Origin of the sequence: Corynebacterium sp. KPL2734, assembly GCF_040225595.1 — a bacterium.
In the GTDB taxonomy this organism is placed as follows: Bacteria; Actinomycetota; Actinomycetes; order Mycobacteriales; family Mycobacteriaceae; genus Corynebacterium; species Corynebacterium rhinophilum.
The window spans coordinates 95,571-113,478 of the sequence record NZ_JBEHFO010000002.1; the positions used below are offsets into that span (position 1 = coordinate 95,571).

Here is a 17,908-nt window from a genome sequence, read left to right on the forward strand (position 1 = left end):
GCGTTAATTACTGAACTCCATACAGTCTAGTTACTTTTTTGACGGTGGTGCGGAATTATTGAAAGCTGCGGGTAACCGGTAAGCTGGCATGGCTAAGCGGTGTACGGCATAGCATTAGTTACTCTCTGCATTTCCGCTGCATTGATACGATCCATGTGTAGCGCATTTTAAATGTAAGCCATAGTGTGAATTAATTCTCCGGAACTTTTGTGCCGGGGTGTGCGACCACTACACCGTGGGCATACCGCGCTGTGTAGCGTGTGTGCTGTAGATTAACGTCTGTTCAGATAGTGGAGGAATTCCTTGGAGACCATCAAGGCCTATTTTGCGCTAACGAAGCCGAGGATTATTGAACTCCTCCTCGTGGCCGCAATTCCGGCGATGCTCCAAGCACAACGGGGCGTTGAGGCGGTTTCTGAAAATATCTGGCTCATCATTTCCACCATTTTCGGCGGTTGGATGGGCGCTGCTGCTGCCCATACCTTTAATAATGTGGTCGATTATGAAATTGACCAAAAGATGCAACGCACCCGCGCGCGGCCACTAGTGCGCGCCACGATTTCTAAGCGGAACGCGGCGATCTTTGCCTGGATCATGCTCGTGGTGTCGGTGCTGTGGCTGGGAATCCTGGCAAATTCTTGGTTGGCGGCGTTCTTCGTCATCCTGACGAACTTCTTCTATGTCTTCGTCTACACCAAGTTTTTGAAGATGCGCAATGCCCAAAACATCGTGTGGGGCGGTTTAGCAGGATGTATGCCGGCCATGGTGGGCTGGGCCGTGATTCGTGATAACGCGCCAGCAGGCGAGCCCGACCGCTGGTGGCAGGCAATAGTCCTATTCCTCATTATCTTTTTCTGGACTCCGCCACATACGTGGGCCTTGGCCATGAAGTATAAGGAAGATTACCGCAAGGCCGGCGTCCCGATGTTGCCGGTCGTGGCGACGGAGCAAGAGGTAACGCGCCAAATCGTGTGGTATTCCATCGGCACCGTCATCGTCACGCTGTTGATCGTTCCCGCGGCATCGTGGATTTACCTTATCGCCGCCGTAACTTCCGGTGCGGTCTTTTTGTGGCTATCCATTCGCCTGCATCAAGGCGTAAAGAAAGGCGCAAAGGTAAAACCCATGCGCCTGTTTATCTATTCAAATAACTACTTATCGGTACTCTTTATCGGCCTGTCCATCGATGCCGTCATAGGCTGGGAACCAATCGGTCGGATGCTCGGTTGGTCCTCCACCCTGTTCTAGAACCCAGTAGCACGTTCAAGCGCGAGCCTTTGTGGCCCGCGCTTTTTGTGCCTTAGTCCTGTTTTACCCGCAGGACAATGGAACCGGTGGTGCTGCGCGATTGTAGGTCGCGGTGGGCCTGTGCTGCATCTTCTAAGGGGTAGGAGGCCGAAACGTTGAACTTGAGGTCTCCATCCATCACGGCCTGGACCACCGCTTGCGCGCGCATCTGGAATTCGCCCTCTTGCGCCGTCCACGCTCCAAGTGAAGGTCGCGTTAAGAAAATCGAGCCGTGCTTATTAAGCAGCTGAGGATCGATGGGCTCGACCGGGCCGGAGGCAGCACCAAAGAGTGCGACGGTGCCGCGCGGGCGAACGGCTTCGAGCGATTCGAAGAAGGTGGCTTGGCCCACGCCGTCATAGACCACATCGACGCCGCCGCCGCCATTAAACCGGCGAACCTGCTCGCCCAAGCCATCGCTGTAGCGAAAGACGTGGTCGGCGCCGCACTTATACGAAATCTCTTCCTTCTCATCGGTGGAGACGACGGTATAGACCGTTGCCCCCAAAGAGGACGCCATTTGGGTCAACAGTTGGCCCACACCACCCGCACCAGCGGTGATAAGGCAGGTGGCGCCTTCGCCCAGCTCATAGACGCCGTGGGACAGGAAGTGTGCGGTCATGCCTTGCAGCAGCATCGAGGCCGCGATTTCGGTGGGGAAATCATCCGGCACGGCGACAAGGCCATTTCGAGGGACGCAAACCTGCTCCGCATAGGAGCCAAAGGCGTGGTGCCATGCCACCAGGGAGCCTTCCGCAATTTCTCCCTTGGGATCGTGGACAACGCGTCCCGTTCCCTCAAAGCCAGGGATGAAAGGCGTCTGAGCATTATAGATACCCTCGCGGTAGTAGGTATCGATATAGTTCACGCCCGCTACGGTGACATCGACTAAGACTTCATCCTCAGTGGGCGTAGGGGCAGGAACCTCGGCATAGCGCAAGACTTCCGGCCTGCCCGTTTCTCTGATCTGGATAGCATGCATACGGCCATGCTATCCCACAAAGCCCAGTAGCTGCAGAAAAATAGTGCTGTCTAAATCTTAGACGGCGGCGCGTTCCTCATTTAATGCATGCTGGCGGACGGCGTATTTATCGTCCCCGAGGGGCGAGCCTGAGATGAGGTTCGGAGTGCCACCGACGCGGTGGCGCCCATGTGCCCAGAGCAGGGCGGTAAAACCGGTGACCACGGCGGACATACCGATGTGGAAGGGGACCGTCCACCGCGGCACGCCCAGATAGAACTGCAAGACGCCCACGGCCCACTGAATGAGGATGCAGACGATAAGGACCCAGCCAGCCTTCTTGGTTTCCTGCGGCGTGCGGTGCTTGTACAGCAGGAAGACGGTAATGGCGGTAAAGATGAGGTAGACGTACATGCACATGGCGTGGGCGATAGCCATGGACTCGGTATCTACATCCAAGCGGCCTTCCATTCCCACTCCGGAGTCACCGGAGTGCACACCGGAACCGGTCACCATGGTGCCGGTAATCAGGACGATCGAGAGGGCGATGGTAGCGATGACGGCGAGAATACGAATCGCTTGCGGGAACCGCGGCTGTGCGGTGCCATCATCGGGTTCCTTAATGCGGGCGTACAACATGCAGGCAAGCCATACCAGCACCATGGAAGGCAGGAAGTGAAGTGCTACGGACCACCAGCGCAGATCCAGGTGCACGGAGATGCCGCCGATAACGGCCTGCAGCACGATGCCGGCCACGTTGAGCCAGGCATAGACCCTGAGCTCAGGACGGCGGCACGCCATGTACATCGCGATTACTGCCGCGCCGGCTGCGGCGGAATCAACAAAGGTGAGGAGGCGGTTGCCAAACTCGATGACCTGGTGGATTGCCGGTGCTGCGCCTTCTACCGGCACCAGGGAACCAGGCTGGCACTGGGGCCATGTGGGGCAGCCAAGGCCGGAGCCGGTGACGCGGACAATGGAACCAGATACGGTGATGCCGCCTTGGCAGAAGATCAGGATCAGCGCGATGAGGCGCTGTTGCTCCACGGTGGGGACGGCTTCTTTAAAAAAGCGTTTAGTTCTGGTCCAGTAATTCACAAGGTGCATCCTACTAGTGGGTGTGTAGCGAACCGAAACCTTTGGCTCTATTTCGCAGGGATCTGGTAATAACTCACATTTAGCCGTCGAAGCGGAACCAACGAACGGCCGCATACGACGCCACTGCCAGCCACGCGGTCAAGGAAATGAGTTCGATGCCGGGAAAGGTGGAATTGGAGGCATCAGCAAGCGCGCCCGCAAGCGCCACCGTAGGCACGATATTGAGCAGGCCATTATCCCCCAAGCCCTGAGAATATAGGGCCCAGCCGACGATCGCCAGAAGGATGAACCAAATGAGGTTTGCTAGCGCGAGTACGGCTTCGGAGCTGAGGGTGCCGCCTAGCACCAAACCCATGGCGGTAAAGGCAGCGACGCCAAATATGAGCGAGACGATCATGAGCAGAATCCCGGGCACACTGATGCGCAGGCCCAAGGCAAAGGCAGTGGCACCGAGCACGAGAATCTGGAATACCACCATCGTCAACACGCCGATGATTTTGCCGCCGATAATCGCCCATGCCGGTACGCCGGAGGCGCCGGTGCGCTTTAAAGCCCCGTATCGGCGGTCAAAGGCCAGGGAGATGGCTTGCCCGGTAAAGCCAGCCGATGTCGCCGCCACCGCAAGCACCATGGGAAAAACTTCGTGCAGACCATGGCCTGTGGTTGATTCCAGGTGGGCGGTCCCAAGCAGGATGGCGAGTGGGATAACGATGCTGAGCAGTTGTTGTTCGCCGTGGCGCAGCATGAGCTTGGCTTCCATGCCGCCTTGGGCAAGGATGATGGCGCCTGCGCTCGCCCGCTTGGGTGCCGGGCGGAAAGTGCCGGGGGGAAACGTTGTGCTCATAAACGGGGGCCTATTCCTTGAAAATTCGCTTGTGGTGGGTGCGGGTACTGGTGATTCTAGGATGAAGACAAGACACAGGGCTTCATCAACTGCGCAAGTGCCTGCCTGTGAGATCGAGGAATACCTCCTCGAGGTTCCGGTGGTGGGATTCTAGGCTTCGCAAAAGCACTCCTTGCCGGGCGAGCTCGGCGGCGAGGGCGGAAATCAATTCCGGTGAACTGGGCTGGCTCACGCGGTAGTGCAGTGGCCGCGAGGCGGTCGTGGGGATCCCAATTCGCTGCAAGGCGTCCAAGTCAACTGCGGAGTTGGCGCTAAAACTAAAACCGGCGGCCTCGCCCTGGGAGGTCAGTTCTGCCGGGGTTCCCTGCGCCACGAGCGCGCCGTGATCCATGATGGCGATGTGATCTGCCAGCGATTCAGCCTCATCCATCAGGTGGGTGGTCAAAATAACGGTGGCCCCGTCGCGCTTGAGGGCGCGGATGAGATCCCACACGGCGAGGCGGGATTGGGCGTCCATGCCCGCGGTGGGTTCATCGAGGAAAACCAGCTCGGGCCTGCCGATGACCGCGAGTGCGAGCGATAGCCGCTGTTGTTGCCCTCCGGACAGCCGTCGGTAGGACGTGCGTGCAACACCTTGCAAGCCGAGGGTTTCGAGCAACCATTCCGGTGGCAGTGGATTGGCGTTATAGCGAGCGGTCAATTCCAGCATTTCTAGCACGCGGATACCTGAGTAGGACCCGCCGCCTTGAAGCATGATCCCCACTTTTTCGCGCACCCTATCTGGTGCGGTGCTCGGGTCAAGGCCCAAGACCTTAATGGACCCGGCGGTGGGGTGGATAAAGCCTTCAGACATTTCGATGGTGGTGGACTTGCCAGCACCATTGGGCCCGAGCAGGCAGAATATTTCGCCGTGTGCAACGCTCAGGCTGAGCCCGTTGACGGCTGCCGTGGGGCCAAATTTCTTTACCACACCCTCCAAGGACAGGGCGGGGTTATCAGCTGGAATTGCATTCACGGGTGCCTAGTTTAAGACACGGATTCCATTTCGGCGCATAGCAACCCACCACAATCCGGCCACTACGGCGAATGCGCAGGCAGCGGCGATATAAATGGAAAGCACCGTTCCCGCAGGTAGGCCTAGGCCACGCGGTAGGACGAAAAAGCTCATCGCGCCGGTATAGGCAACGACGCTAAACCGGAAGATGTGCCGGTTCGCCCATGCTGCCAATGGCAAAACGGCCCACAGGATGTACCAGGGGTGGACCACCGGGAAGAAAATGACAAGCACCAGGGTAGAGATTCCCAGCCCGCCGACGGGGTGGATATATCCGCGCAGGGTGGCGTACAGCATGCGGGCCATAAAGGCGACTGCGACCAAGACACCGAAACTGCGGGTGATGGTCAATATGGCGTCTGTATGGTCCCCAAGCCCTAAAAACATCCCGAGGAAACCGGCGCCAACTCCTACCGTTGTGGACAGTGAAAGCCAAGACCGAATTGTGGCGGCGCCGCCTTGCCCGGTAATCCATCCGAGGTTAATTCCCGTGATGAGGCTGATGAGCGCAATGGTGACTACGAGCACCGCAGCCTGTACGGCGATGGCCGTGAATAAGGCTTGCCAGCGTGGCACGCGTGCCTGCATGTGCAAGTGGCGGGCATAAGCCATGCCGATAAAGCCGAGTCCAATAAAGCCAGTAACCTTGACCATTCCGGCGCAGGATAGGAAAACTCCCGAGGCTATGAGTGCTAAGTAGGCTCCTCTTTTATCGTGTCCCAGCTTATCGATGCCCCTTAAACCGAGCTCCATGCCCAATAACGACAATCCAAGCATGATGGATTCATTATGGATACCGCCCACGAGGTGAAGAATGGTCAGTGGGTTCAAGATGCCGAGCCATAGTGCAGAGGCAGGGGAGACGCGGCATCGCTGAGCAAGCTGCGTGATGGCCCAGCCGGCCACGATGATGCCCACGATGGAAAGTAGGCGGTGGGCGATTACGCCTAAGACGATGGAGTTTCCGGTGACGATGCTGACGACTGCCGCCAATCCCAGGGCAACTGGCCCGTAGGGGGATGGTGAATTTGCCCAGATAAATGGGACGGAGCGCGCGAGCTCGTCGCCAGCGCCCAAGAGCTGCACCGGGCCGGCGGAATAGGGATCCATCCCTTGTGCGACGATGGATCCATTGGCCAAATAAGAATAAATGTCTTGGGTAAATAAGGGCGCGGTGAAGATGAGGGGGAAGACCCACCCGGCCCACGTGATCCACAGCTGGCGCGGAGAAACGAGCCGGCGGGGGCGATCTCTGGCGGGCTCGCCGGGTCGGGCCTGGCGCAGCGGGGTGCCCACGAATGGGGCGAGGAAAATCCAGGCCGTAACTAAAAGTCCCACGCCCACCATGACGAGCGCAGACGAGGTCTGCAGCATGCGTGACATGAGCGAGCCAAAGGGCACATTGTCATAAGGGTTGCCCACTACCGGCAAGGCACCCGCGCCCAACGCGCCAAAGGCGATGAGAAGGGATCCGACGGTTCCCGCCCACCGCAAGATGAAAAAGGTGCGCTTTTGGGAGACTGTGGTGTGCTGGAGGACCTCTGGCGCTTGGGTGATGAAATCGTAGCGAGTATCACCGGCTTGCGCGCCTGTGCCTTCAGCGTGCAACTGTGCGGAACGAGAACCTGCGGTACCCAAGCGCGGCAATTCTGCCTTAACGCTATCGAGCACTCCCCGTAGTTTCCCTTTCATGGCTTAAGACCTTACGCGAGGACCGTAGGGTGGGAAATTTACCCCCGCTGCCACGCCCGGTAACTGCAATGGTGGCATTCCGGAATGAATTAAGGAACACTAGTGTTGTCTAATGATGAAAGCGCAGTTATGGCGCTTCCGTGGCGACGGTATTTTCGGCGCGACGGAGCACAGCGACTGCAGGTAGCTGACCTAGGGAAGGGAGGTTTTAGGGTATGGGCAACACGCAGCGCGCGGCAGCCGCGCATATGGCGGTGAAGGAATCACGATCCACGGATGGTGATACCCGCCGCCAGGTACTGCTGCTTTTGCTTAAAGATGGCCCTGTAACCGCCTCTTACCTGGGTGAGCGCCTTGGTCTTTCGACCGCCGGGATCCGCCGGCATTTAGACATTCTGGTGGAAGAAGAACTAACGGAAGTTGTCGAGCGCCGTCCAGTTTCTCGTTCGCGGATGCACTCCGGAACGGGGCGTGGGCGACCGGCAAAGCACTTCCGCCTGACGGATCGTGGGCGTGCGCAATTTGGCCACGCCTATGATGAATTAGCTTCTGAAGCGTTGACCGCGCTGCGCTCTGCGGGCGGTTCAGAGGCTGTGAAGAACTTCGCTAAGGCTCGGTTTGAGCGCATCATCGCTGATGTGCGTCCCTTCGTGGACGCGGAAGAATCGGTCGAGGAAGTAGCGCGCAAACTGGCTGAAACCCTGGACAAGCACGGGTACGCCGCCACCGTGGACCGTGCTGGACAGGGAGTGCAAATCTGTCAGCACCATTGCCCGGTTGCCCATGTGGCGGCCGAGCATCCCGAACTGTGCGAGGCAGAGCAGGAAGTCTTTTCCGCCCTCTTAGGCAAACACGTACAACCTTTGGCTTCTATCGCAGATGGCCACGGAATTTGTACCACGAATATCCCCTTGACACCTGTCAAAACTAATACTGAAAGGAGCGAGTCATGACCCAGGCACAATCGGCACCTGACAATAAAATGACCGATGATGAGATCATCGATTCTATTGGTGCGTATGAGTACGGCTGGCACGACTCGGACTCGGCCGGCGCTTCTGCCGCCCGTGGCCTGAACGAGGACGTTGTCCGCGATATTTCCGCAAAGAAGGGCGAGCCCGAGTGGATGCTGAACCAGCGTCTCAAGGCTCTGAATATCTTTGACAAGAAGCCTATTCCCTCTTGGGGTGCGGATCTCTCCGGCATCGACTTTGACCAGATCAAGTACTACGTCAAGTCCACCGAAGAGCAGGCACAGACCTGGGACGACCTCCCGGATGATATTAAGGCCACCTACGACAAGCTGGGCATTCCAGAGGCGGAAAAGCAGCGCTTAGTTGCCGGTGTGGCCGCGCAGTACGAGTCTGAGGTTGTCTACCACCAGATTCGCGAGGACCTGGAAAGCCAGGGCGTTATCTTCGTTGATACCGATACTGCGCTGCGCGATTACCCGGAGCTTTTTGAAGAATACTTCGGCACCGTCATCCCTGCCGGTGACAATAAATTCTCCGCGTTGAACTCCGCAGTGTGGTCCGGCGGCTCCTTCATTTATGTCCCGAAGGGCGTGCACGTTGACATCCCGCTGCAGGCCTACTTCCGTATTAATACTGAGAACATGGGCCAGTTTGAGCGCACCCTCATCATCGTGGATGAGGATGCCTACGTTCACTACGTGGAAGGCTGCACCGCTCCTATCTACAAGTCAGACTCCCTGCACTCCGCGGTAGTTGAGATCATCGTGAAGAAGGGCGGCCGCTGCCGCTATACAACGATCCAGAACTGGTCCAGCAACGTCTACAACTTGGTGACCAAGCGCACCAAGGTGGAAGAGGGCGGCACCATGGAATGGGTCGATGGCAACATCGGCTCCAAGGTCACCATGAAGTACCCGGCCGTGTGGATGACCGGTCCGCACGCTAAGGGTGAGGTGCTCTCCGTTGCCTTCGCCGGCGAGGGACAGTTCCAGGACACCGGTGCGAAGATGACGCACATGGCTCCCTACACCTCCTCCAATATCGTCTCCAAGTCCGTTGCCCGCGCCGGTGGCCGCGCTGCTTACCGCGGACTGGTGCAGGTCAATCAGAATGCGCACCACTCCACGTCCAACGTGGAATGCGATGCCTTGCTCGTGGACAATATCTCGCGTTCGGACACATACCCGTACAACGATATCCGCAACGAGTACGTCACGCTGGGCCACGAGGCAACCGTTTCGCAGGTTTCTGAAGAGCAGCTGTTCTACCTCATGTCCCGCGGCATTGCGGAAGAAGAAGCAATGGCAATGATCGTGCGTGGCTTCGTTGAGCCGATTGCTAAGGAGCTGCCGATGGAGTACGCCCTCGAGCTCAACCGCCTCATCGAACTGCAAATGGAAGGATCGGTCGGCTAAAGAAATGGTCGCTTCGAACGAATTCAATCCGGATAAGATCACCAAGGGTGACGTCTTTACCTCTACCAACGTGGAGGATTTCCCGGTACCGCACGGCCGCGACGAGGTATGGCGCTTTGTTTCCCTCCGCAAGCTGCGGGGCCTGCACAACGGGGAATTTGCTCAAGCGGTTGCCCAGGACGTGAAGGTAAGCGAGCACCCTGGCGTTTCTGCGGAGACTGTAAGCCGCGACGATGAGCGTCTTGGCCGCGTGGGCAAGCCTTCTGACCGCGTGGCCGCCCAGGCATGGACCTCCATGCCGGGAGGTCAAGTGGTAACCGTTGACCCTGAGGTGCAGGTGGAAGATCCCATCACCATTACCTATACGGGTAAGGGCGAGGACGTGACCTCCTTCGGTGCCACCTCCATCGAGGTAGGCCACCATGCAGAAGCCACCGTTGTGCTGAAGTACGTTGGCTCTGGCACCCATGCGGATAACGTGGAGTTCATCCTCGGCGATGGCGCGCACCTGACCGTCATCGTGGATGTCGACTGGGAAAACGACGCGGTGCACCTGTCCAACCAGGTAGCTCAGGTAGGACGCGATGCAGTGCTGCGCCATAACTCTGCCATCTTCGGCGGCGAGGTCGTGCGCATCGTCCCACGCGTGAACTTCACCGCTCCTGGCGGCGACGCCGAGTTGCTGGGCGTGTACTTCGCCGATTCTGGTCAGTACTTCGAAAACCGCATGCTCGTGGATCACTCGGTTCCGAATTGTCGCTCCAATGTCCTGTACAAGGGCGCATTGCAGGGTGAGAAGAAGAACGAGGCTCGTACCTGCTGGGTAGGAGACGTGCTTATCCGCTCCAACGCACAGGGCACCGATACCTATGAGACGAATAATAACCTTATTCTCACGGACGGTGCGCGCGCTGACGCCATCCCGAACTTGGAAATCGAAACCGGTGAGATCACCGGCGCCGGCCACGCCGCCACGGTTGGACGCTTTGACGATATCGAGCTGTTCTACTTGATGTCCCGCGGCATTCCGGAGGCAGAGGCTCGTCGCCTCATCATTCGTGGCTTCTTCAATGAGGTCATCCACCGCATTCCGGTGCAATCCCTGTCCGAGGAACTGGAAAACCGCATTTCCGAAGAACTGGAAAAGATCTCCGCTTAACGCACTTACAGAAGGAAACCCACAAAAACTATGTCTACTCTGGAAATTAAGAATCTCCACGCCCAGGTTCTGCCGAATGAAGAAAACGGCGAGCCCAAGGAAATCCTCAAGGGCGTCAACCTCACCATCAACTCCGGCGAGATCCACGCCATCATGGGCCCGAACGGCTCCGGCAAGTCCACCTTGTCCTACACCATTGCTGGTCACCCGAAGTACGAGGTCACCGAGGGTGAGGTGCTTCTCGATGGCGAAAACCTCCTTGACATGCCCGTCGACGAGCGCGCTCGCGCCGGCCTGTTCCTAGCCATGCAGTACCCAACCGAGGTGCCTGGCGTGAAGGTATCGCAGTTCATGCGTTCCGCCGTGACCTCCATCCGCGGCGAGGCCCCCAAGCTGCGCGAGTGGAATAAGGAACTTACTGAGGCTCGCGAGAACCTGAAGATTGATAAGTCCTTCATCTCCCGCTCCGTCAACGAGGGCTTTTCTGGTGGCGAAAAGAAGCGCCACGAGGTCATGCAACTGGACATCCTAAAGCCCAAGTTCGCGGTCATGGATGAGACCGACTCCGGCTTGGACGTTGACGCGCTGCGCATCGTTTCTGATGGCATCAACCGCTACCAGGATGACACCAATGGCGGCATCTTGATGATTACCCACTACAAGCGCATCCTCAACTACGTCCAGCCTGATTTCGTGCACGTATTCGCTAACGGCCAGGTTGTTAAGACCGGCGGGGCCGAGTTGGCAGACCAGCTTGAGTCTGACGGCTACGACCAGTTCCTGCAGTAAAGACCAGCCCAGTGCTGGTTCATCCTCGATGAATCGAAGAAGTTTTATGTCTGGATTTGATGTAAACGCAATTAGGGAGCAGTTCCCAATCCTGCAGCGCACCGTGCGCGGCGATAAGCCGCTGGTGTACCTGGATTCGGGGGCTACCTCCCAGCGCCCGCTGCCGGTATGGAAGGCAGAGGAGGAGTTCGTTCTCCATACCAACGCCCCTGTCCACCGCGGCTCGTACCAGCTGGCTGAGGAGGCGGATAACGCCTATGAGTCGGCCCGGCAGGCCATTGCCGCCTTTGTTGGCGCGGATCGCGATGAGATTGCCTTTGCGAAAAACGCCACCGAGGCGCTTAATGAGGTTGCCTATACGCTTTCCGATGAGCGCGCGGGCGAGCTCTACGTAGGAGAGGGCGATACCGTCGTCATCACGGAGCTCGAGCATCACGCTAACCTCGTGCCTTGGCAAGAGCTCTGTGAGCGCACCGGGGCCACCTTGAAGTGGTACTCGTTAACTGACGATGGCCGCATCGACCTGGATTCGCTCGAGCTCGATGAGTCCGTCAAGGTTGTTGCGTTTACTCATCAGTCCAATGTGACTGGCGCTGTATCCGATGTCGAGGAAATGGTGCGCCGCGCCCGCGCGGTTAACGCCATGGTGGTGCTCGATGCCTGCCAGTCCGTCCCGCACATGCCGGTAGATTTCCATGCCTTGGATGTGGATTTCGCCGCATTCTCAGGCCACAAGATGTGTGGCCCCAATGGTGTGGGCGTGCTCTACGGCAAGGACGAGTTGCTGCGCAAGCTTCCTCCATTCCTCACGGGTGGATCCATGATCGAGGTAGTGAAGATGGAAGGCACCACCTTCGCGGAACCGCCAACGCGGTTTGAAGCCGGAACGCAGATGACCAGCCAGGTCGTAGGCCTCGGTGCAGCGGTGAAGTTCCTCGAGGAAGTGGGGATGGATAATATCCATGCCCACGAGCAGAAGCTCACCGCCTATGCCTTGGAGCAGCTTCGTGAGATTCCTGGCCTGCGCATCATCGGCCCAGAAACGGCTGGAAACCGTGGCGCGGCCATCTCCTTTACCGTGGAAGGCGTTCACCCGCACGATTTGGGGCAGGTGCTCGATGACCAGGGCGTATCCATCCGTGTAGGTCACCACTGCGCATGGCCGCTGCACCGCGCCTGCGGTGCACAGTCCACCGCGCGCGCTAGCTTTTACCTGTACAACACGGAAGCTGAAGTAGATAAGCTGGTAGAAGCCATTAAGGCCGCCCGCGATTTCTTTGGAGTTGCCTAATGAATCTTGATTCGATGTACCAAGACGTGATCTTGGATCACTATAAAAATCCGCAACACGCGGGGTTGCGCGAGCCGTTCCAGGCAGAGGTCCACCACGTGAACCCCTCATGCGGTGATGAGCTCACGTTGCGCGTCAACCTTTCCGCAGATGGCAAGACCGTTGAGGATGTGTCCTACGACGCCGAAGGCTGCTCCATCTCCCAAGCATCGACGTCCGTCATGGCGGAAGAGATCGTCGGCCTGCCCTTGGAGGAAGCCAATAAAAAGCTTGCCGAGTTTGAAAAGATGGTTACCTCGCGTGGCCAGGACGAAGGCGATGAGGACATCATCGGCGATGGTGTTGCCTTTGCAGGCGTTTCTCAATACCCGGCACGAGTTAAATGCGCGCTGCTAGGGTGGAAGGCTTTTCAGGCCGCCACCGCAGATGCGCTCAATGAAGTGGAGAAGTAAATGACCGATCCCGTAGATCCTTACCAGAACGAGAATTCGTCCTTCAGCGCAGGCGGTGAGCGGCCGGAGCAGACGGAAGAACAGCTGTCGAAGGCCTTTGACATCACCGAGTTCATGCGCGACGTCATCGACCCCGAGCTCGGCATCAACGTTGTTGACTTGGGCTTGGTCTATGACCTGTGGCTGGAAGAAGAAGATGGCAAAGAGCTCGCCATGATTAACATGACGCTGACCTCGCCGGCCTGCCCTTTGACCGATGTCATTGCGGAGCAGGTTGAGGACATCGTTACCGGCAAGAAGCTTGCCGATGGCGTGCGTATCAACTGGGTGTGGATGCCGCCTTGGGGCCCACACATGATTTCCGAAGAAGGCCGCGAGCAGCTCCAAGCTCTGGGCTTCGCGGTTTAATCACCACGGAATAGCGGGAAAGCGGCGGTAGTATTACCGCCGCTTTTCTGCGTGAATTAGTGCCTTGAGCTTTGATTGCTAGACTGGCTTGTCGTGATTGTGACCAATGATTTTGAGGTACGCGTAGGCGCCCGCACGCTTCTCGATGCCCCCGGACAGCACCTCCGCGTCCAACCCGGCGACCGCATCGGGCTAGTGGGCCGCAATGGTGCGGGAAAGACCACGACCATGCGCATCTTGGCCGGTGAGACCGAGCCTTATGGAGGCACGGTTTCTCGCTCGGGTCCGATTGGCTACCTTCCGCAGGATTCGCGTGAAGGCAATATCGAGCAAACCGCGCGCGAGCGCGTGCTTTCTGCCCGAGGGCTGGATGATATTAAGCGGCGGATGGCCAAGCAGCAAGAGCTGATGGAAACGGCAACGGACGAGAAGCTTCGCGACAAGGCCATCCGTAAATACTCCCGTCTGGAAGAACAATTCGATTCCTTGGGCGGTTACGAGGCCGACTCCGAGTGCGCTCAAATCTGCGATAACTTGGGCCTGCCGCAGCGCGTTTTAGACCAAAAGCTTAAGACGTTATCCGGTGGCCAGCGGCGCCGCGTAGAGCTGGCGCAGATCCTTTTTGCAGCCAGCGAGGGATCAGGCAAATCCCAGACCACGTTGCTCCTGGATGAGCCGACCAACCACCTAGATGCAGACTCCATCGTCTGGCTCCGCCAGTTCCTGTCCAAGCACGAGGGCGGTCTGGTCATGATTTCGCACGACGTGGAGTTGCTCGAGGCGGTCTGTAATAAGGTCTGGTTCCTTGATGCGGTGCGCGGCGAGGCGGATGTCTACAACATGGGGTATAAGAAGTACCTCGACGCCCGCGCCACTGATGAGGCGCGCCGGCGCCGCGAGCGCGCGAATGCGGAAAAGAAGGCCTCCGCGTTGCAAAAGCAGGCCGCTAAATTGGGTGCCAAGGCCACCAAGGCCGCAGCGGCTAAGCAGATGCTGAACCGAGCCGAACGCATGATGAATGACCTCGATGAGGTGCGTGTTGCGGATAAGGTAGCCAATATTAAATTCCCCGAGCCGGCCGCGTGTGGCAAAACGCCTATGAACGCTAAGGGCTTGACCAAGATGTATGGCTCGCTGGAGGTGTTCGCGGGAGTGGACCTGGCCATCGATAAGGGCTCCAGGGTCGTTGTCCTGGGATACAACGGTGCCGGTAAGACCACCCTGCTGAAGCTTTTGGCGGGGGAGGAGCGCACCGACGGCGAAGGCGGCATCGTCAGTGGCCACGGTTTGCGCATTGGCTACTTTGCCCAGGAGCACGACAATATCCACCCGGATAAGAGCGTGTGGGAAAACACCATCGAGGCCTGCCCCGATGCGGACCAGCAAGAGCTGCGCGGGCTGCTGGGTGCCTTCATGTTTTCCGGCGATAAACTGCAGCAGCCCGCCGGAACGCTGTCCGGCGGTGAGAAAACTCGCCTGTCCCTGGCTACTCTGGTCTCCAGCCGCGCGAACGTGCTGCTCCTCGATGAGCCGACCAACAACCTCGACCCCATTTCCCGCGAGCAGGTGCTCGATGCGCTCAATACGTACACGGGCGCGGTGGTCTTGGTAACCCACGATCCGGGTGCGGTCAAGGCACTCGACCCCGAGCGCGTGATCATCATGCCGGACGGCGATGAAGATCTGTGGTCCGATGAGTACATGGAAATCGTCGAGCTGGCTTAAGCCTTATGAAGACGCTGATCGAGAGGATGCCCGCCTGGCGGGATAAGTTTTGGGTCATTCCCGCCGTAGCGGTAGCGGTAGCCGTCGTGGCGGCCGAAGGCATGCTGGCGATCGACCGCAACTTCGATCTGGCGCTCTCTCGACTTTATGACGGCAGCGCGGAAAGTGCCCAGGGCCTGCTCACCGCCGTTGCCACCGCCACGCTGTCTTTGGCCGGGACCCTGTTCTTTATCACCCTGACCGCGCTTTCCGGCGTGGTGACGGTGATGGGCCCGCGCCTATTGCACGAGTTTTTAAAGGACCGTTCCATCCAGTCCACGCTGGGGATCTACCTGGCGACTTTTACCTATTCGCTGCTCTCTCTGCGTGCCGTGCGCGCCGGCGGCGAGGGCAAGCAAGAACACGTCCCCTCGCTGAATGTCGCAGTCGACATTGCCTTGGCGCTGATATGCGTGGTCTTTTTGATTTATTTCATCGTCCACATCGCGCAGTCTATTAGCATGTCTCACGTGGTGCACGTGGTGGCACAAGATGTGGAAGAGCATATGCGGCGCCTTATTGAGCGTGGTGAGGAAGAGAAGGTATCAAAGGCCCCGGGGACGGATTTCTACGAATCCGCCGACGCAACCCGCAGCTCCCAAACGGGGTACCTGAAGTTCGTGGACTACGAGTCCATTGCCCAAGCCGCGGCCGAAGAAGATTGTGCTGTTCATCTGGGCGTCGCCCCCGGCGATCTCGTGTTAGAAGGCGAGGTCATTGCCCACGGCGTGCCGCACATGCCGGAAAACATTGAAAAGCACATCGTGGTCACGCAGCATCGCGAGGACGCCTCCGCGCACGACCCGCGGTTTACGGCCCGGCACCTTGCGGAAATCGCCGCCCGTGCTTTAAGTACCGGCGTCAATGACCCTTATACGGTCATCGATATCATTGATCGCTTCACGCAAATTTTGGTGGTCATAGGGGACAAGCGCCTGCCGCAAGGCATTATGCATATCGATGGCGAGTTCCGCCTGGACTATCAAACCTTTAGCTATGAACAGATCATTGAGGCGATGTTCACCCAAATCCGCCGCGATGCGGCCGATAACGCCGAAATCTATCTCAGCCTGCTCAATAACCTGGCCAAGGTGGTGGCACTGCTGCGCACCGTGGAGCGCCGCGACGTCCTAGATGAGGCGGCGGAGGCTATCTACTCCGATGCGGGCCGCCAGGTCGGTGGCGAGGTGGAATTGCGCCAGCTAGAGGATTCTTTTCAGCACTTTAAAGCAAACCTCGCCCGGTGGGAAGAATCCGAGAAACCGGGCGAGGAGAATGAGGACTCCGAGTCTTAGCGGAGCCTTGGCGCGCTTGCCCTAGGCGCGTGTCCCCCTAGGTGTGGAGTACCCCACACCTAGTTGCGGAAACCGTGCACCGGTGCGGGGATAAAGCCACCGCGGTTAATGAACTGCGAGTTGCCCACCGTATTAACCGGGATGATCGGGGCATAGCCCAATAGGCCACCGAAGCTGACCTCGTCGCCCACCTTGGCGCCAGGTACCGGAATGACGCGCACGGCGGTGGTCTTATGATTCATCACGCCGATTGCGGCTTCATCCGCAATCATGCCGGAAATCGTGGCCGCGGAGGTATCACCAGGCAGTGCAATCATGTCAAAGCCGACCGAGCAGATCGCGGTCATGGCCTCCAACTTGTCCATGGAAATGGAGCCGGACTTCACGGCATCGATCATGCCCCTGTCCTCAGAGACGGGAATGAAGGAACCGGACAAGCCACCCACGCGCGAGCATGCCATCATGCCGCCCTTCTTCACGGCATCGTTAAGCAGCGCCAATGCCGCCGTCGTGCCATGCGTACCTACCTGATCGAGGCCCATGTGCTCGAGGATGTGCGCCACGGAATCGCCGAGTTCCGCCGTGGGAGCCAAGGAAAGGTCAATGATGCCGAAGGGAACGCCGAGGCGCTCGGAGGCCATATTGCCCACGAGCTGCCCGGCGCGGGTGATCTTGAAGGCGGCCTTTTTCACTTCCTCTGCAACCTGATCCAGGGTTGCGCCTTCCAAGGAACCAAGGGCGCGGTCCACTACGCCAGGGCCCGAGACACCGACGGAAACGACGCAGTCCGGCTCCTCGATGCCGTGGAAAGCACCAGCCATAAACGGATTATCGCCCACGGAATTGGCAAAGACGACGAGCTTGGCGCAGGCAATCGCGGAATTATCCTTGGTGAGCTCAGCGGCTTCCTTAATGACCTCGCCCATCTGCTTCGTTGCATCCATATTGATGCCGGCGCGAGAGCTGGCGATATTGACCGAGGAACACACCACGTCCGTATCAGCCAAGGCTTCTGGGATGGAGGCAATGAGCTTTTGCTCCGCGCTCGTCGCGCCCTTTTCCACCAGCGCGGAGTAGCCGCCGACGAAGTTAACGCCCACCTCCTTCGCGGCCTTATCCAGCGCCCGTGCGGCATCGACGGGGTTGCCATCCAAGCCTGCGACAACGAGGGAAATGGGGGTGACGGAGATGCGCTTGTTGACGATCGGGATGCCGAGCTCACCTTCGATGCCCTCGCATACCTCAACCAAGCGGCCGGCTTGCTGCGTTACGCGGTCGTAGATGGCCTGGCAGGTTGCCTCCATGGTCGAGCGCGTGCATCCCAGCAGGGAAATGCCCATCGTCACGGTGCGGATATCGAGACGATAATTTTCGATCATCTCGATGGTGTCCAAGATATTGGTGGTATTGAAACGCGTGCTCATG

At 58.5% G+C, this 17,908-nt stretch carries 16 protein-coding genes; 10 read left to right on the forward strand and 6 right to left on the reverse strand.

Features of this window, described 5'->3' with window-relative positions:
- Nucleotides 1-303 precede the first annotated feature (303 nt).
- Nucleotides 304-1,248 carry a heme o synthase gene (locus ABRP88_RS02010; RefSeq protein ID WP_284781974.1) on the forward strand — a complete coding sequence of 315 codons (945 nt, stop codon included), beginning with the start codon at nt 304-306 and terminating at the stop codon, nt 1,246-1,248.
- Between the two features lie 52 nt (nt 1,249-1,300).
- Here ABRP88_RS02010 and ABRP88_RS02015 read toward each other — a convergent pair whose 3' ends face one another.
- From ABRP88_RS02015 to mptB, 5 genes are all read right to left on the reverse strand, one after another.
- Nucleotides 1,301-2,269 carry a quinone oxidoreductase family protein gene (locus tag ABRP88_RS02015; RefSeq protein WP_349835949.1) on the reverse strand — a complete coding sequence of 323 codons (969 nt, stop codon included), beginning with the start codon at nt 2,267-2,269 and terminating at the stop codon, nt 1,301-1,303.
- A gap of 57 nt (nt 2,270-2,326) precedes the next feature.
- Nucleotides 2,327-3,355: a COX15/CtaA family protein gene (locus ABRP88_RS02020; RefSeq protein ID WP_349835950.1), complete on the reverse strand. Its 1,029-nt coding sequence runs from the start codon at nt 3,353-3,355 to the stop codon at nt 2,327-2,329.
- Nucleotides 3,356-3,425: 70 nt separating this feature from the next.
- Nucleotides 3,426-4,190 (reverse strand): ABC transporter permease, encoded by a 765-nt coding sequence (locus ABRP88_RS02025; protein ID WP_284769776.1) that lies wholly within the window; start codon nt 4,188-4,190, stop codon nt 3,426-3,428.
- 85 nt (nt 4,191-4,275) lie between these two features.
- Entirely contained in the window at nt 4,276-5,205 is a 930-nt protein-coding gene (locus ABRP88_RS02030) for an ABC transporter ATP-binding protein (protein ID WP_349835951.1), read from the reverse strand.
- Nucleotides 5,206-5,211: 6 nt separating this feature from the next.
- Nucleotides 5,212-6,936: a polyprenol phosphomannose-dependent alpha 1,6 mannosyltransferase MptB gene (gene mptB / locus ABRP88_RS02035; RefSeq protein WP_349835952.1), complete on the reverse strand. Its 1,725-nt coding sequence runs from the start codon at nt 6,934-6,936 to the stop codon at nt 5,212-5,214.
- A gap of 215 nt (nt 6,937-7,151) precedes the next feature.
- On the opposite strand from mptB, the gene ABRP88_RS02040 reads away from it, so the two are divergent.
- The 9 genes from ABRP88_RS02040 (at nt 7,152) to ABRP88_RS02080 (ending at nt 16,483) form a co-directional block, all read left to right on the forward strand.
- Nucleotides 7,152-7,889 carry a helix-turn-helix transcriptional regulator gene (locus ABRP88_RS02040; protein ID WP_284769779.1) on the forward strand — a complete coding sequence of 246 codons (738 nt, stop codon included), beginning with the start codon at nt 7,152-7,154 and terminating at the stop codon, nt 7,887-7,889.
- Nucleotides 7,886-9,325: a Fe-S cluster assembly protein SufB gene (sufB, locus tag ABRP88_RS02045; RefSeq protein WP_284769780.1), complete on the forward strand. Its 1,440-nt coding sequence runs from the start codon at nt 7,886-7,888 to the stop codon at nt 9,323-9,325. The genes ABRP88_RS02040 and sufB overlap by 4 nt, the downstream gene beginning before the upstream one ends.
- 4 nt (nt 9,326-9,329) lie before the next feature.
- Complete coding sequence (gene sufD, locus ABRP88_RS02050; protein WP_349835953.1) at nt 9,330-10,484, forward strand: Fe-S cluster assembly protein SufD; 1,155 nt, start codon at nt 9,330-9,332, stop codon at nt 10,482-10,484.
- A gap of 30 nt (nt 10,485-10,514) precedes the next feature.
- A complete protein-coding gene (sufC, locus tag ABRP88_RS02055) occupies nt 10,515-11,273 on the forward strand; it encodes a Fe-S cluster assembly ATPase SufC (protein ID WP_005279139.1) in 759 nt (252 codons plus the stop codon).
- A 46-nt stretch (nt 11,274-11,319) separates the two neighbouring features.
- A complete protein-coding gene (locus ABRP88_RS02060; RefSeq protein ID WP_349835955.1) occupies nt 11,320-12,564 on the forward strand; it encodes a cysteine desulfurase in 1,245 nt (414 codons plus the stop codon).
- The gene (sufU, locus tag ABRP88_RS02065) at nt 12,564-13,016 is read left to right on the forward strand and encodes a Fe-S cluster assembly sulfur transfer protein SufU (RefSeq protein WP_005279143.1); all 453 of its coding nucleotides are present in this window, start codon (nt 12,564-12,566) and stop codon (nt 13,014-13,016) included. The genes ABRP88_RS02060 and sufU overlap by 1 nt, the downstream gene beginning before the upstream one ends.
- On the forward strand, nt 13,017-13,424 hold the full coding sequence (locus tag ABRP88_RS02070) for a metal-sulfur cluster assembly factor (RefSeq protein WP_005279145.1): 408 nt from the start codon (nt 13,017-13,019) through the stop codon (nt 13,422-13,424). It abuts the gene before it with no gap.
- Nucleotides 13,425-13,517: 93 nt separating this feature from the next.
- The gene (locus ABRP88_RS02075; protein ID WP_349835957.1) at nt 13,518-15,149 is read left to right on the forward strand and encodes an ABC-F family ATP-binding cassette domain-containing protein; all 1,632 of its coding nucleotides are present in this window, start codon (nt 13,518-13,520) and stop codon (nt 15,147-15,149) included.
- A gap of 5 nt (nt 15,150-15,154) precedes the next feature.
- Nucleotides 15,155-16,483 (forward strand): DUF2254 domain-containing protein, encoded by a 1,329-nt coding sequence (locus ABRP88_RS02080; protein WP_349835959.1) that lies wholly within the window; start codon nt 15,155-15,157, stop codon nt 16,481-16,483.
- Nucleotides 16,484-16,542: 59 nt separating this feature from the next.
- On the opposite strand, the gene ABRP88_RS02085 is transcribed toward ABRP88_RS02080, so the two are convergent.
- Nucleotides 16,543-17,907, reverse strand: coding sequence for a PFL family protein (locus tag ABRP88_RS02085; protein ID WP_349835960.1), 1,365 nt, complete (start codon nt 17,905-17,907; stop codon nt 16,543-16,545).
- Between the last annotated feature and the right edge of the window lies 1 nt (nt 17,908).